Raw genomic sequence first — 14,027 nt, 5'->3', positions numbered from 1 at the left:
CCGGGCCGGGTTGTGGGTGGTGCGGCCAGCCAATCATGCCCGGTGCCACGGGGCACCGTGTGCCGTTGTAGTGTCGGCCGGGCCGTCGCGGGAGAGGGACGTAGCCTGGTCGGCGGCGAAGACGGAGGCACACGATGGCGGATCCCATGGTGGCGTGATGTGTTGGAGTGCGACGGCCGATCTCGTGGCGGGCGCCGGTGTCGCGGCCATCGGGGTGGCCTGTGTGGCGCGGCTGCGCAGCGGCCGGGATCTCCCGCTCGCCGCACTGCCGTTGCTGCTCGGAGCCCACCAACTCGTCGAGTCGGTGGTCTGGGACAGGGGAGGGGGCGGCGGACCCGCCACCGTCGTCTGGGCCGTCATCGCACTGCCGCTGCTGGCGATATGGGTGCCGGTGGGCGTGCTGTGTGCCGCCCCACGGCACGCCCGGCGCCGGCTGATCGTCCCGCTGGCCGCCGGAACCGTGACCGCCGCGGTCCTCGCGTACGCCCTTGCCACCGGTCCGGTGTCGGCCGAGATCCGCGGTCACACGGTCGGCTACGCCATCGGCCTGTCCGCGGCCCCGGTGCTCATGGCGGGCTACCTCCTGGCCACCGTCGGCTCCCTTCTGCTGTCCGGCGACCGGCGCCTGCTGGTGCTGGGGATCCTGGTCGCCGTGGGCGCGACGGCCTGCTGTGCGCTGTGGCGGCGGGAGTTCGTCTCGACCTGGTGCGCGCTCGCGGCGATCTGTTCGATGGTGCTGCTCGGCTGGATGCGCGCACGCCCTGTCTCCGCGACGACGCGGGGCGGCCCGGTCGCGGGTCACTGACGCCGGACCGCCACCCGCGGCCGTCCGAACCGTCGGGCCCGCGGCCCGGTCTCGGCTTCGTGCCGACGCGTCACACTCCGTACGGCACCGGCCGCACGAACCGCTCCCGCCCCGTCTCGTCCCGCGCCGGTGTGCAACCCGCCGCCGTGAGCCGCTCCGCCAGCTTCGCGCGCCGGGAGGCGTTGATCCGCAAAGAGCCCACCAGGAACGCCGGGAGCAGGAAGGCGAGCGGGAGCAGGACGGCGTACACGCCGGTGAGCAGGGCCATCAGCAGGAACAGCACTCCCGAGCCCCAGGCCATGGCCAGCAACTGCTTGCGGTTGGCCGCCGCGCCGAGGGCGTCGTACCGGATGAGGGTGGTGATCAGGTCGACGTCCTGCTGCGCCTCGGGCACCGGCGTGAGCGAGCCGAGGTACATGCCCGGCACCGGGCGTCCCGGGCCGGGGTCGGGGAAGGCCGCCGCGTTGGCAGCCGCGCGCTGCTGCGCCCACGGGCTGGTGTCGCGGGTCAGATACACGAACAGGGTCTTGTGCTTGCCGACCAGTCGTACGTCCGAGTAACGGAATCCGTAGCACTCGGCGACGTAGGCCAGCGCGCCGAACGTCGGCCACTCGGCGAAGGGGTGGACGAGCTCGACGACGTCCTTCGTCGCGATCTGGCGCATGAGGGAGGTGATGTGTCGCTCGGCGAGGCTCAAGGAGTGCTCCGGATGGTGGTTGTGCCGGCCAGGAACTGGCGCTGAATTTCTGATTCCGCATACCAGACCACGAAGTCCGCCAAACGGTTGTATGCGTCATCTTTAACGGTCCCCGGCCACAGCGGTTGACGTACAGGACTCCCTGGGAAGAGGATCTTCGCCTGGCTCCGTGGCACCGGTCCCGCAGCCAGAGAGGCTCCCCGTATGCAGAACGCGGCCGACTTCATCGCGGACACCTACGGGCTGGGCGCGGGACCGTGGAGGATGACACCCGTCACCCGCGGCGCTCTGGGGCAGATCTGGAAGCTGTCCGGGAACGGCTCGTCCTGGGCGGTGAAGGAGCTGCTCTTCGGCTGCGACGAGCATCAGGTCCACCGGGAAGCCGCGCTGCGGAACGCCACGGAGAAGCTGGGGATCTCCTCGCCACGGCTCATCCCCAATGGCGGCGACAAGCACGTCTCACAGCTCAGCCCCTCGATGGGCGGGTCCTATGTGAAGCTGTACGACTGGGTCGAGGGAAGTCAGGCCGACCCTTCCGATCCGGAGATCCTGAGCTGGTGCGGCCGGACCCTGGCCCTCCTCCACAGGGCGGGGGAGGGCACAACCGAGACACCGGATTCCTGGTACGAACGGTGTCCCCAGGACGCCGACTGGGCGCGGCTGCACCACGAGGTCCGCCGAGCGGGCATGCCGTGGGCGGACGCGCTGGGCCGCTTCATCGAGACGTCGGCGGCGGAGCTGGCGGACCATGTCACCCCGTCCGGCCCCGGAGACCTCGTGACGTCCCATCTCGACATGCAGCCCCAGAACGTTCTGGTCGGTCCGCTCGGCCCGGTTCTCCTCGACTGGGACAACGCCGGATCCGTATCGGCGGAACGCGAGCTCGCCCGTGCCGTGTACGTGTGGGCGGGCGGGAACCACTTCCATGCCGATTCCGCCCGGCGCCTGGTGCGGGCGTATGCGGATGCCGGAGGCCGCGCGGCCGTCAAGGACCTGGGCTCGTTCTCGATGCTTTTCGCGACGGCCTTGAACTTCGTCCACGTACAGGCCGAGTGCGCGATCGATCCGACGGTGACCGCCGAGCAGCGCGAGTTCGCGAGCGGCCAGGTCGTCGCTTCGCTGCGGCGCCTGCCGGACCTGGCCGCGGTCTCCCGGTTGACGGAGGCTCTTGAGACCGAGTGGTGATCGGCGCCCGCCGGTGAAAGCCGTATTGACATGTTCACAAAGCGCTTCTATGGTCCGGACCAATCTGCCGTATTCGGAACCGTGTTCTCATTTGTGAATGGGAGGGGTCGTCGGATGGCACGAACCAGAACCGCGCTGCTCAGTGTCCTCGCGCTGCTGGCCGGCCTGCTGAGCCTTCAGTTCACCGGCCCCGCCCCGCGGGCGACAGCGGCGCCGGCCGCCTTCACCCACCCCGGCGTGCTGGTGAGCCGGGCCCAACTCGACTACACCCGATCGAAGGTGCAGACCGGTCAGCAACCGTGGAAGGCCGCGTACGACGCCATGATGGCCAGCTCCTACGCCTCGCTGTCGCGTACCGCCAAGCCACGGGCCGTCGTTGAGTGCGGCTCGTCGTCCAACCCCAACCACGGCTGCACCGACGAGCGCCAGGACGCCATCGCGGCCTACACCGACGCGCTCGCCTGGTACTTCACCCGGGACAGCAGATACGCCGAGAAGTCGATCGAGATCATGGACGCCTGGTCCGCGACCATCACCGATCACACCAACAGCAACGCCCCCCTGCAGACCGGCTGGGCAGGGTCCACCTGGCCGCGCGCAGCCGAGATCATCAAGTACACCTACGACGGCGGCTGGCCCGGCGCCGGCCGCTTCGCGACCATGCTGCGCACCGTGTACCTCCCCGAGGTGATCAACGGCGCGGCGACCAAGAACGGCAACTGGGAACTGGTCATGACCGAGGCGGCGATCGGCATCTCCGTCTTCATCGAGGACCGCGCCGGCTACGACAAGGCGGTCGGCACCTACCTCGCCCGCGTCCCCGCGTACGTCTACCTGACCAGCGACGGCGACCTGCCCGAGCCGCCCGCGAACAGCAGCATCGACACCAGCGCCGAGATCATCAAGTACTGGCAGGGCCAGAGCACCTTCGCCGACGGTCTCGCCCAGGAGACCTGCCGCGACTTCGGGCACACCGGCTGGGGCATCGCCTCCATCGCGGACATCGCGGAGACCAGCCGCATCCAGGGCCAGGACCTCTATCCCAAGATCCAGGACCGGCTGCGCCACGCCCTCGGCTTCCACACCTCCTACGAGAACGGCACCGCCGCACCCTCCTGGCTGTGCGGCGGCTCGGTCAGCACGGGCCTCGGCCGGGTCACGGAGGTCGGCTTCAACGCCCTCCACAACCGCCTCGGCATCAGCATGTCCAACACCCAGAAGTACACCGAGGCACACCGGCCGTCCGGCACGGACAACTACTTCAACGCCTGGACGACCCTGACGCACGCCGGCAACCCCAACTGACCGTCACCAGGCAGCTCATGCCCGAACCGCATTCCAGCCGGGGCCGTTGGTGACCCCTCCGCCTTTCCGGGACGACAGGAACACAGGATCCGTCCGCGTCATGAGCTGCCAGAAACGCGCGCACCCTGCGGCCGCCTTCGGGGCAGGGCTGTCCGAGAAGACGGGGTGGGTCCGGGTGAGAAGCGACCAGAACTCGGTGATGGCGGGGCCAGCTCGCATCACGCTCCCGTTCTTCCTGCCCGCGCTTCCAGGGGAGACGCGACAGCCTGCCTGCGAAGGCCGTCGATGGTCTTCGGTGCCGCGATGCCCGCGACGAACGCGCCGAAGCCACCTGACACCTGACCCCATGCGCCGAGTGCTCCGGCGACACCCAGGCCGAGCGTGATCCGGGCAAGCGCCATCAGAAGGTACATTCTCCGATCAGGCCCGTGCTGGACTTTCCACGGCAGCTGCCTTTTGTCCTCGAGAACTCGAAGAAGGTCGGCAAGCTCTGTCAGTCCGGCACCGAGCGCCCCCCATAGAGCCGCATGCCACCACTCCATCTGATCCCCTTTCGAACAGCCTCCAACGTGACTTCGGTCCCTGGAGAGCCGACGCTCGGCTTGGGTGGATTCGATTGGCTTGGGCTGGTTCGCAGTGATACTGAGTCAGCAGTGCTCGGCCGTGCCGTTCACACAGAGTACGTGGCATGTCCCCGCACTTCCCGGCAACCACACCGCAGATCACGATCAGCGACGCCGAAGTGGAGTAAGGAAGGCCGTCCGGGCCGCATGCCACCGCGGACGTAAATCCCGTTGTCGAGGTACACCCGATCAAGTAGGGTCACCGATGTGAACACCGGACCGGCGCTACGCCACACACGGATTGGCCACCCGGTGGAGGGCTGATCGCACGACGGGTGCGCAGCAGGCACCCCCTTGGTTCGGCACGTGGACCGCCGCGCGCTCGCGCACCGTGAGTCCGTTCTTCGTGTCGAACAACAACGAGGTCAGCCGAATGTCAGTCACGTTCAACCACACCATCATCGCCGCCAAGGACCGCGCCGAATCGGCCCGGTTCTTCCGCGAGTTGTTGGAACTTGCGGAAGCACCGTCCTGGGGCGTGTTCACCAACATCCAGCTCGACGACGGCGTGCTGCTCCAGTTCGCCGAGCCGCCGGTGGAGATCCAGATGCAGCACTACGCGTTCCTGATCGACGACGAGCTCTTCGATCGGGCGTATCAGCGGCTGTGCGATCGCGGCGTCGAGCACTGGGCCGATCCGCAGATGCGACGCCCCGGCGAGATCAACAACGAGCACGGAGGCCGAGGGGTGTACTTCAAGGACCCCGCAGGTCACGCCATTGAGCTGATCACCCGCCCCTACCTGTAACCCGGGGAGAGCCTGGTCGGGCGCCCGAAACGCGGCGCCCGACCAGGCCGCCCCGTGCGGCGTTGGGCTCAGTGCACGGAGAACCCGCCGTCCACGAAGATCGCCTGACCGGTGACGTACGCGGAGGCCTTGCTGGCCAGGAACACGACGGCACCCGCGAAGTCCTCGGCCAGACCGTTGCGCCCGACCATCGTGCGTGCGGCCAGCGCCGCCACCTTCTCCGGGTCGGACGACAGCCGCGTGTTGAGCGGGGTCAGCACGAAGCCCGGCACCAGCGTGTTGCAGGTGACACCATGCGGCGACCACGCTTCGGCCTGTGAGCGGGCCAGCGACTCCAGAGCCCCCTTGGAGACCCCGTAGGCACCGCTCTGGACGAACGCCCGGTGTGCCTGCTGGGACGTGATGTGGATGATCCGTCCGAAGCCCCGTGCGGCCATGCCGGGCCCGAACCGCCGGCCCAGCAGATGGGGCGCCTCCAGGTTCACCGCCATCGTGGCGTCCCATACGTCGTCATCCAGCTCGCCCATCGGCGGCCGCAGATTGATCCCGGCGCTGTTGACGAGAATGTCCGGCTCGCCGAACACCTCGGCTGCCCGCTCCGCCGCCGCGCGGACCCCGGCGCGGGTGCTCAGATCGGCGCTCACCCAGGCCGCACGGCAGCCGTCCGCCGTCAACTCGTCCACCGCGGCGGCCAGTTCCGACTCCCGGCGCGCCACGATCACCACGCTCGCCCCTGCTCGCGCGAGGGCCCCGGCGATGGCGCGGCCGATGCCGGAACTGCCGCCCGTCACCACGGCGACCCGGCCGTCCAGCGAGAACAGTTCAGAAAGATAGGTCTGCGAGGTCATGCCCGCACCTTAGGGGGCCCGCCCACAGCGACAGAGCGCGGGGCGAGGTGCGGCTCTTCGCCCCGGGATCACGGTCAGGGGCGGTTCCCCGCCCGTCGAGCGCGGCCGGCCCAGCACCGCCCCGGCCGCGGCCACCCGCGAAGCTGGACTTCCTCCAGCCCCGCGGGCGCCACGCGGCGGATCGCTCGTCGTCCACTGACGCGTGGACGCTCCGGTGTCCCTCAGCCTGCCCGGCAGGCGGACGGGCGCTTAGAGCTTGCCGGAGTCCCGGACCGTGATCTTCGCGGACGTGCGGCCCGACTGGGAGCCGTAGCCCTCGATCTTGTCCACGATCTCGGTGCCCTCGACGACCTTGCCGAAGACGACGTGCTTGCCGTCCAGCCAGGGGGTCGGGATGGTGGTGACGAAGAACTGCGAACCGTTGGTGTTCCGTCCTGCGTTCGCCATGGAGAGCAGGTAGGGACCCGTGTGCTTCAGCTGGAAGTTCTCGTCCTCGAACTTCTCGCCGTAGATGCTCTTGCCGCCGGTGCCGTCGCCCCGGGTGAAGTCACCGCCCTGGAGCATGAACTGCGGGATCACGCGGTGGAACGGGGAGCCCTTGTAACCGTAGCCGTGCTCACCGGTCGCGAGCTCCAGGAAGTTCCTGGCGGTCTTGGGGGTGACGTCCTCGAAGAGCTCGAAGACGATACGACCGGCGTCCTGGCCGTCGATGTCGATGTCGAAGAAAACGCGGGAGTTACTCATACAGCCATTGTGACTGCTCGCCCCCGTGCGCAGGGACCCGACCCCCCTGCAGCCTCGTCGAGCGGCACACCGTTGGAGCTGTCTCGACCCGGTTTCGTGAGGGATTCAAGAAGTGCGGTCAACCATGTTGACGGGGTGTCCGAGCAGCCGCACATTACCTACCAGTAGGACCGCTCGGTGCGCGCGCCCGCCGGCACCTCCCTGCTCGAGCCGCTGAACTCTCGCAACAAGCACGCCTCCGGGCACCGCCGTGCCCGTTCACGCCGCGTCCGCTTTCGCTTCCGAGAAGAGAGCATATGCCGATGTTCGCGCTTCGACGTGTCATGACCGCGACAACAATGGCGGTGAGTGCCGTGGCCCTCAGCCTCACGGGCCCCACCGCACACGCCACCGCACCCCTGAAATACGCCGCCCTCGGCGACAGCTACAGCGCCGGTTCCGGAGTCCTGCCCGTGGACATCTCCAACCTGCTGTGCCTGCGCTCCACGGTGAACTACCCCCACGTCATCGCGTCCCGGACCGGCGCCCGCCTGACGGACGTCACCTGCGGCGCCGCGCAGACCAAGGACTTCACCGAGGCCCAGTACCCGGGAGTGCCGCCACAGGCGGACGCCGTCGAGCCGGACACCGGCCTGGTGACGCTGACGATCGGCGGCAACGACAACGGCACCTTCATCAACGCCCTGCTGGCCTGCGGCTCGGCGGGGGTCCTCAGCGGGGGGCGGGGCAGCCCCTGCAAGGACCAGTACGGCAGCTCCTTCGACGACCAGATCGACGCGAACACCTACCCCGCGCTGAAGACCGCCCTGCGCGGTGTCCGGGCCAAGGCGCCCGCCGCCCGCGTGGCAGTGCTGGGCTACCCGTGGATCGTGCCCGCCACCGCCGACGCGTCCTGCTACGCCAAGATGCCGATCGCCTCGGGGGACGTGCCCTACCTGCGCGGCATCCAGGCACACCTCAACGCGGTCGTCGAACGCGCCGCCGCGGAGACCGGTGCCGCCTTCGTGGACTTCTCCCAGGCGTCCGAGGGTCACGACGCCTGCAAGGCCGCCGGGACCCGGTGGATCGAGCCCCTCCTCTTCGGCAGCAACGTCATCCCCGTCCACCCCAATGCCCTCGGCGAGTCACGCATGGCCGAGCAGACCCTGAGCGCGCTCGGGCTCGGCTGACCTCGGCGGCGGGGCCGCCCCGACGCCCTGGCGCCGAGCCGGCCCCCACCGTGATGCCGACGGGGCCGGTCAGTCCGTGCCGAACTCCATCGCGGCCCGGTCCAGCAGCTCGTCGTCACCGGAGACCTCGCCGCGTGAGGCGATGGCCTCGGCGCCGCCCTCGGGCATGGCGCCGATCAGCCCGGTCGCGGCGGCCTGGGCGGCACCGATTGCGGGATTCACGGTGCCGATCAGGCCGAGCCCGGCGTACTGCTCCAGCTTGGCGCGCGAGTCGGCGATGTCGAGGTTGCGCATGGTGAGCTGGCCGATCCGGTCCACCGGGCCGAACGCGGAGTCCTCGGTGCGCTCCATCGACAGCTTGTCCGGGTGGTAGCTGAACGCCGGGCCCGTGGTGTCGAGGATCGAGTAGTCCTCACCGCGCCGCAGCCGCAGGGTGACCTCTCCGGTGACGGCCGAGCCGACCCAGCGCTGCAGCGACTCCCGGATCATCAGCGCCTGCGGGTCCAGCCAGCGGCCCTCGTACATCAGCCGGCCCAGGCGCCGTCCCTCGTTGTGGTACTGGGCGAGGGTGTCCTCGTTGTGGATCGCGTTGACGAGGCGCTCGTACGCCGCGTGCAGCAGGGCCATGCCGGGCGCCTCGTAGATGCCGCGGCTCTTGGCCTCGATGATCCGGTTCTCGATCTGGTCCGACATGCCCATGCCGTGGCGGCCGCCGATGGCGTTGGCCTCGATCACCAGATCGACGGGGGAGGCGAACTCCTTGCCGTTGATCGTCACGGGGCGGCCCTGGTCGAAGCCGACCGTCACGTCCTCGGCGGTGATCGCGACCTCGGGGTCCCAGAACCGCACGCCCATGATCGGCTCCACGGTCTCCACGCCGGTGTCCAGGTGCTCCAGGGTCTTGGCCTCGTGCGTGGCGCCCCAGATGTTGGCGTCGGTGGAGTACGCCTTCTCCGTGCTGTCGCGGTAGGGGAGGTCGTGGGCGAGCAGCCACTCCGACATCTCCTTGCGGCCGCCGAGCTCGGTCACGAAGTCCGCGTCCAGCCAGGGCTTGTAGATCCGCAGGTGCGGGTTGGCGAGCAGGCCGTACCGGTAGAACCGCTCGATGTCGTTGCCCTTGAAGGTCGAGCCGTCGCCCCAGATCTGTACGTCGTCCTCGAGCATCGCCCTGACCAGGAGGGTGCCCGTGACGGCGCGGCCGAGCGGCGTGGTGTTGAAGTAGACGCGCCCGCCCGAGCGGATGTGGAACGCCCCGCAGGTGAGCGCCGCCAGGCCCTCCTCGACCAGCGCCGCGCGGCAGTCGACCAGCCGCGCGATCTCGGCGCCGTAGGTCTTCGCACGGCCGGGCACCGAGGCGATGTCGGGCTCGTCGTACTGGCCGATGTCGGCGGTGTAGGTGCACGGGACGGCGCCCTTGTCGCGCATCCACGCGACCGCGACGGAGGTGTCGAGGCCGCCCGAGAAGGCGATGCCGACGCGCTCGCCGGCGGGGAGGGAGGTGAGGACCTTAGACATAGGAAGAGTATGCATAATCTCGCATGATCATGCAAAGCCTCCGTCGTGCCCGCCTCGTCGTCGGCGCCGCCCGCGTCCGGTCTCCGCCGACTACTGCTGCGCCGCGGGAGCCAGGTCCGCGATCAGGCGCGCGGTGGCCGGAGTCTCGATCCCGTACGCGTCCGCGGCCCTAAGGACCGCGCCGCCGATGGCATCGAGCTCGATCGGGTGGCCCGCCTCCGCGTCACGCTGCATCGATGACTTCATCGTCTCCGGGGCGCGGTCGAAGAAGGACAGGACGGCCTCGGCGGTCACCGGCGCCCCCGCGGCACGGGCGACGGCGGTGATCTCGTCGAGTACGGCGATGAGTTCGGGCCGCCGCTCGTCGCGGACGGTGCCGACTGCGGTCTGGTAACGAGTGGTGAGCAGAGCGAAAGGAGCGAGGAAGGAAAGCTTGTCCCAGAGCATCGCGGTCTCGTCGGAGCGCAGGGCCACGTCGAGTCCGGCGTGCCGGAGCCGGGATGCGAGGTCGTCGAGCGGGGCGGCGAGTTCCACGGCGGCGAAGGGGCTGGTGTGCGCGATCCGTCCGGGCGCGGTGCGGGTGGCCTCCACCTTGATGGTTCCGGCCACGACCTGACCGGCCGGATACCGTCGGCGAAGCACCGCGAGGTGGTCGAGCCCGTTGAGCAGCGGAACCACGATCCCGTCCCCGAGAGCCTCCGGCGGAATCCGGTCGAGGGCGGTGGACAGGACGGTCTGCTTGACGGTCACGAAGGCGACGTCGACCGGCTCGCGCAGCTCGGTGTCGGCCTCGACCCGGGCGGTGAACTCACCGTGCTGGACGCTCTGTACGCGCAGACCCTCGCGGCGCAGCACACCGGTGGTCTCCTCGCCCGCGAGGCAGATGACGCGGTGTCCGTCGCGGGCGAGCAGCGCGCCGATCAGGCCGCCGACGCCGCCCGGTCCGAGGATGGCCACCGTCATGGTGGGTGTGGTCATGTGCCGCTCCTGTACTCGGGAGACCTGTGCCGTGTGTGCGGTCTCGTCGCTGAATTCGATCAGATGGCCGTAGGGACCGCTGACCGCAGCCTGTGATGGGGAGTTGCCCGTCCTCGTCACATGCCGAAGCTAGAAGCCCGGGCGGACGATCGTTAAGGTCCAATCCCACGCATCTGGACCTGTCTGGTCCGGTCTGCCCCCGGATCTGCTCGACGCGGAATCCAGCGGGCCGTCGCCGCAATGCTCAGCGCAGGGCGATGAGCGCCATGGCGGCGACCGCGCACACCAGCCCGACCGCCTGCCGCCTGCTGAGCCGCTCGTGGAGGAAGACCAGCGCCAGCAGGACCGGGACGGCCGGGTAGAGAGCCGACAGCACGGTGGCCACGGCCATCAACTGCTGACGGGTGGCGGCCAGGTACAGCCCTATGGCGACCGTCCCGACCGCGCCGGCCCCGGCCGCCGCCGCCGACAGCCGGTACGGCATCGCCGCGCGGCCGCGGTACAGGGCGAGCACCACGGCGATCACCAGCACGGAGGCGACCCGGCTGACGACCACCGGCCACAGACCGCCGTCCCTCCCGACCTGGGCCATCGCCAGGAACTGAACACCGAAACCGGCACTCGCGATCAACGCCACGGGCACTCCCGCGGTCACCGGCGCGCCGTACCGCGGCCCCGTCCCCGCACCGGAGGCCTGCGACACCAGCCACAGGGCCGGTACGGCGGCGGCTATGCCGACCCAGACGAAGACGGCCGGGCGCTCGCCCAGGAAGGCCACACCCACCAGGACGGGAAGGGCGACGGCGCCCACGTCGCTCACGGGGACGACGACACTCATCTGGCCCTGTGACATCGCCCGGTACAGGAAGGCGACCCCCACCCCGGTGCCGACGCCCGAGAGCACCCCCCAGACCCAGTCGGCCACCGTGCCCGCGCCGGAGGACGACCAGCAGGCCAGGGTCAGCGCGATCACCGTGCCGCCGAGCTGCGCGTGCAAGGCCACGGCGATGCCGTCGGCTCTGCGGGAGACGAGCCCGCCCGCGAAGTGCGTCACGCCGAAGCAGAGCGCGGAGGCCAGGGCCAGAGCCTCACCCACCGGTACCTCCCGTCCGCCGTACCAGGGTGTGCCGTAACGGAGAAGTCGCAGCAGCCGGACGCATAGCGCAGGGACTACCCGGGATGCCGGTGATGATGACGTCGTCGCCCCGTCCGCGTCGTGGACCGCTCAGGACGGGCGTGGAATGTAGGCCATGCCGTGGGCGCCGGGCTCGCCGAGTTTGGGGATGTCCAGCCGGGCCAGGCCCCGCAGCGTCTCCAGGTCGACGATGTGGACGGTGGACGAGACGGCGCAGGCCACGTAGGCGATCCGGCCGTCGGGGGACGAGGTGATGGTCAGCGGGAAGAGCCCCACCTCCAGCTCGCCGAGCTGCTTGCCGGTGTCGGTGGAGAACACCGTGAGGCGGCCCGGCGCGTTGCGTCCGAGCCGGGACACCGGGTCGGGCTCCACGCGCGTCTGGCCCGCGAGCAGCTTTCCCGTCGACGTCAGGTGCACCGGCAGGACGAGGTCGTCCGTGGGCAGGGTGTCGACGACGGACGCCGTCCCGGCGTCGATGACCCGGATTCCGGTGGCCGGCCGCTCCTCGGCGACGTTGAAGAAGGAACCACCGTAGGGCGAGGCGACGTAGACGTGCGTGCCGTCGGCGGACACGGCGAGGCCCTCGCTGCCCGGCACCTCGATCTTCGCGGTCAGGGTGCCCCGTTCGAGGTCGACGACCGACACGAACGGCGCCTCCTTGTTGGTGGCGTAACCCCTCCTGCCCGCCGGATCGATGGCGAACCAGTGCGGGCCCGGCGCGTCCGTGTCGATCCTGCCCAGCGGCCGACGGGTCTCCGTGTCGACCACCACGACACCGCCGGGCCGGTCCGCCGAGCTCTCCACGCTGACGTACAGGCGACGACGTGCCGTGTCCAGCGCCAGCCCGTGCGGCCCGTGTTCCGGGGCGAGGTCGACGACCTCGACGATACGGCGGGTGTCGGGGTCGATGACGGTCAGCTCGGTGCGGCGCCCGCTGTTCGCGTGGTAGTAGCCCGAGTGATACGTCGTCGTGCACCACAGCAGTCGCTGCGTCGGGTCGAAGCACAACTCGTGCGGCTCGGCGAGGATCTCCACCGTACCGGTGTGCCGGTCGCAGGCGGCGTCGAAGAACGAGACCGTCGGCCCGCTCTGGCTGACCACGGCCAGAACATCGCCTTCTCGACCGGCGCGGGGGGACTGATGCACAGGGGTCTCCTTGAACGAGGGAGGGGAATGTCACGCGTCCTGCGGACCCCTCCACTCTCGGCACCAGCGAGTTCCGCGACAATGCAAAGATCGGCATCCAATCATTGACTCAGGCGTAAAAACGCAGCTCAGGAGTGTCATGGATCTCAATCTGCTGCGCGTCCTGGACGCCCTGCTCCAGGAGAACAGCGTCACCCGCGCCGCGGAGCGACTCGGCACGTCGCCCGCCGCGGTCAGCCGCACCCTGGCCCGGCTGCGCCGTGCCGTGGGTGACCCGCTGCTGGTCCGCGCGGGCCAGGGGATGGTCCCGACCCCGCGAGCCCTGGAACTCCGCGACGAGGTCAGCGCGTTGCTGCGCGGCTGCGACAACGTCCTGCGGCCCGGAGCCGGTTTCGACGCCGTGCATCTCCAGCGCACCTTCACCGTGCAGGCGACCGACCTGCTCCTGGCGGGGCTGGCCGGGACCCTGACCGACCGGATCCACACGGAGGCACCGCACGTGGACGTGGTCTTCCTGCCGGAGGCGGTAGAGGGCGGCCCCGCGCTGCGGCAGGGCTGGGTGGACGTCGAACTGGGCGTCCTCGGACACCTGGACCCGGAGATCCGAACCCGACGGCTCACCCGCATGACGCTGGTCGGCGTCGCCCGCAGCGGTCATCCCCTCTTCGACGGACGGATCGACGCCCGCCGATTCGCCGCGGCCGACCACATCGGCATCTCCCGGCTCGGCAAACGCCTCGGGCCCATCGACAGCGCGCTCGCGGAACTCGGGCTGCGGCGCCGGATCGCGGTCGTCGTCCCCAGCCATACGAGCGCGATGATGCTCGCCCGGGACACCGACCTCGTCGCCCTCACCCTGGCCGACTGGCTCCCCGACGCCACCTCCGCACTGGGACTGCGCACCTTCCCGATCCCCCTCGACCTGGTACCCCTGGACCTGGGGATGGCCTGGCACCCCCGCAACTCGGCCGACCCGGGGCACCGTTGGTTCCGCGACCACCTGGCCGCCGCGGTCCTGGCCCCGCCGGGCCCGGGGGAGGGCGACTCTCAGGGGGCGCGGTGACCCGGACGCCGATCGGGGCGGTCGCAGCCGGGAGATGTCGTCGGACTGCCGGGAGATGTCGTCGGG

General features: G+C 70.0%; 14 protein-coding genes. 6 read left to right on the top strand and 8 right to left on the bottom strand.

The features are described from left to right. The first annotated feature begins 157 nt into the window (after positions 1 to 157). Positions 158 to 805 carry a DUF6629 family protein gene (locus ACZ7L0_RS18635; RefSeq protein ID WP_471243615.1) on the top strand — a complete coding sequence of 216 codons (648 nt, stop codon included), beginning with the start codon at positions 158 to 160 and terminating at the stop codon, positions 803 to 805. A 70-nt stretch (positions 806 to 875) separates the two neighbouring features. Here ACZ7L0_RS18635 and ACZ7L0_RS18630 read toward each other — a convergent pair whose 3' ends face one another. Then, the gene (locus tag ACZ7L0_RS18630; RefSeq protein WP_471243533.1) at positions 876 to 1,502 is read right to left on the bottom strand and encodes a hypothetical protein; all 627 of its coding nucleotides are present in this window, start codon (positions 1,500 to 1,502) and stop codon (positions 876 to 878) included. A gap of 204 nt (positions 1,503 to 1,706) precedes the next feature. Between ACZ7L0_RS18630 and ACZ7L0_RS18625 the strand changes: the two genes are divergently transcribed. Then, positions 1,707 to 2,687 carry a phosphotransferase gene (locus ACZ7L0_RS18625; protein ID WP_471243532.1) on the top strand — a complete coding sequence of 327 codons (981 nt, stop codon included), beginning with the start codon at positions 1,707 to 1,709 and terminating at the stop codon, positions 2,685 to 2,687. 114 nt (positions 2,688 to 2,801) lie between these two features. Then, entirely contained in the window at positions 2,802 to 3,992 is a 1,191-nt protein-coding gene (locus ACZ7L0_RS18620) for an alginate lyase family protein (protein ID WP_471243531.1), read from the top strand. A 218-nt stretch (positions 3,993 to 4,210) separates the two neighbouring features. Here ACZ7L0_RS18620 and ACZ7L0_RS18615 read toward each other — a convergent pair whose 3' ends face one another. Further along, positions 4,211 to 4,534 carry a hypothetical protein gene (locus ACZ7L0_RS18615; RefSeq protein WP_471243530.1) on the bottom strand — a complete coding sequence of 108 codons (324 nt, stop codon included), beginning with the start codon at positions 4,532 to 4,534 and terminating at the stop codon, positions 4,211 to 4,213. Between the two features lie 454 nt (positions 4,535 to 4,988). On the opposite strand from ACZ7L0_RS18615, the gene ACZ7L0_RS18610 reads away from it, so the two are divergent. Beyond that, entirely contained in the window at positions 4,989 to 5,363 is a 375-nt protein-coding gene (locus ACZ7L0_RS18610; RefSeq protein WP_471243529.1) for a VOC family protein, read from the top strand. A 68-nt stretch (positions 5,364 to 5,431) separates the two neighbouring features. Here ACZ7L0_RS18610 and ACZ7L0_RS18605 read toward each other — a convergent pair whose 3' ends face one another. Both ACZ7L0_RS18605 and ACZ7L0_RS18600 read right to left on the bottom strand, forming a co-directional pair. Next, positions 5,432 to 6,211 carry an SDR family NAD(P)-dependent oxidoreductase gene (locus tag ACZ7L0_RS18605; protein ID WP_471243528.1) on the bottom strand — a complete coding sequence of 260 codons (780 nt, stop codon included), beginning with the start codon at positions 6,209 to 6,211 and terminating at the stop codon, positions 5,432 to 5,434. A gap of 249 nt (positions 6,212 to 6,460) precedes the next feature. Beyond that, complete coding sequence (locus tag ACZ7L0_RS18600; RefSeq protein WP_471243527.1) at positions 6,461 to 6,955, bottom strand: peptidylprolyl isomerase; 495 nt, start codon at positions 6,953 to 6,955, stop codon at positions 6,461 to 6,463. 296 nt (positions 6,956 to 7,251) lie between these two features. Between ACZ7L0_RS18600 and ACZ7L0_RS18595 the strand changes: the two genes are divergently transcribed. After that, entirely contained in the window at positions 7,252 to 8,124 is an 873-nt protein-coding gene (locus ACZ7L0_RS18595) for an SGNH/GDSL hydrolase family protein (RefSeq protein ID WP_471243526.1), read from the top strand. 69 nt (positions 8,125 to 8,193) lie between these two features. Here ACZ7L0_RS18595 and argG read toward each other — a convergent pair whose 3' ends face one another. From argG to ACZ7L0_RS18575, 4 genes are all read right to left on the bottom strand, one after another. After that, the gene (argG, locus tag ACZ7L0_RS18590) at positions 8,194 to 9,639 is read right to left on the bottom strand and encodes an argininosuccinate synthase (protein ID WP_471243525.1); all 1,446 of its coding nucleotides are present in this window, start codon (positions 9,637 to 9,639) and stop codon (positions 8,194 to 8,196) included. Between the two features lie 90 nt (positions 9,640 to 9,729). Beyond that, on the bottom strand, positions 9,730 to 10,617 hold the full coding sequence (locus tag ACZ7L0_RS18585; RefSeq protein ID WP_471243524.1) for a ketopantoate reductase family protein: 888 nt from the start codon (positions 10,615 to 10,617) through the stop codon (positions 9,730 to 9,732). Positions 10,618 to 10,861: 244 nt separating this feature from the next. Continuing rightward, positions 10,862 to 11,713 (bottom strand): EamA family transporter, encoded by an 852-nt coding sequence (locus ACZ7L0_RS18580; RefSeq protein ID WP_471243523.1) that lies wholly within the window; start codon positions 11,711 to 11,713, stop codon positions 10,862 to 10,864. 129 nt (positions 11,714 to 11,842) lie between these two features. Continuing rightward, positions 11,843 to 12,898, bottom strand: coding sequence for a YncE family protein (locus ACZ7L0_RS18575; protein WP_471243522.1), 1,056 nt, complete (start codon positions 12,896 to 12,898; stop codon positions 11,843 to 11,845). Positions 12,899 to 13,037: 139 nt separating this feature from the next. Between ACZ7L0_RS18575 and ACZ7L0_RS18570 the strand changes: the two genes are divergently transcribed. Further along, positions 13,038 to 13,961 carry a LysR family transcriptional regulator gene (locus ACZ7L0_RS18570; RefSeq protein ID WP_471243521.1) on the top strand — a complete coding sequence of 308 codons (924 nt, stop codon included), beginning with the start codon at positions 13,038 to 13,040 and terminating at the stop codon, positions 13,959 to 13,961. Positions 13,962 to 14,027 lie beyond the last annotated feature (66 nt).

The sequence above is a fragment of the Streptomyces sp. NPDC039424 genome (genome assembly GCF_055639495.1).
Note: the sequence above shows the minus strand (reverse complement) of the source record. Positions and strands in the feature narration are given on the sequence as shown.

What these genes read in the sequence shown, in the direction of transcription:
- ACZ7L0_RS18635 (WP_471243615.1), top strand. Translation starts at nt 158, where the DNA reads ATGTGTTGGAGTGCGACGGCCGATCTCGTGGCGGGCGCCGGTGTCGCG.
- ACZ7L0_RS18625 (WP_471243532.1), top strand. Translation starts at nt 1,707, where the DNA reads ATGCAGAACGCGGCCGACTTCATCGCGGACACCTACGGGCTGGGCGCG.
- ACZ7L0_RS18620 (WP_471243531.1), top strand. Translation starts at nt 2,802, where the DNA reads ATGGCACGAACCAGAACCGCGCTGCTCAGTGTCCTCGCGCTGCTGGCC.
- ACZ7L0_RS18615 (WP_471243530.1), bottom strand. Translation starts at nt 4,534, where the DNA reads ATGGAGTGGTGGCATGCGGCTCTATGGGGGGCGCTCGGTGCCGGACTG.
- ACZ7L0_RS18610 (WP_471243529.1), top strand. Translation starts at nt 4,989, where the DNA reads ATGTCAGTCACGTTCAACCACACCATCATCGCCGCCAAGGACCGCGCC.
- ACZ7L0_RS18605 (WP_471243528.1), bottom strand. Translation starts at nt 6,211, where the DNA reads ATGACCTCGCAGACCTATCTTTCTGAACTGTTCTCGCTGGACGGCCGG.
- ACZ7L0_RS18600 (WP_471243527.1), bottom strand. Translation starts at nt 6,955, where the DNA reads ATGAGTAACTCCCGCGTTTTCTTCGACATCGACATCGACGGCCAGGAC.
- ACZ7L0_RS18595 (WP_471243526.1), top strand. Translation starts at nt 7,252, where the DNA reads ATGCCGATGTTCGCGCTTCGACGTGTCATGACCGCGACAACAATGGCG.
- argG (WP_471243525.1), bottom strand. Translation starts at nt 9,639, where the DNA reads ATGTCTAAGGTCCTCACCTCCCTCCCCGCCGGCGAGCGCGTCGGCATC.
- ACZ7L0_RS18585 (WP_471243524.1), bottom strand. Translation starts at nt 10,617, where the DNA reads ATGACCACACCCACCATGACGGTGGCCATCCTCGGACCGGGCGGCGTC.
- ACZ7L0_RS18570 (WP_471243521.1), top strand. Translation starts at nt 13,038, where the DNA reads ATGGATCTCAATCTGCTGCGCGTCCTGGACGCCCTGCTCCAGGAGAAC.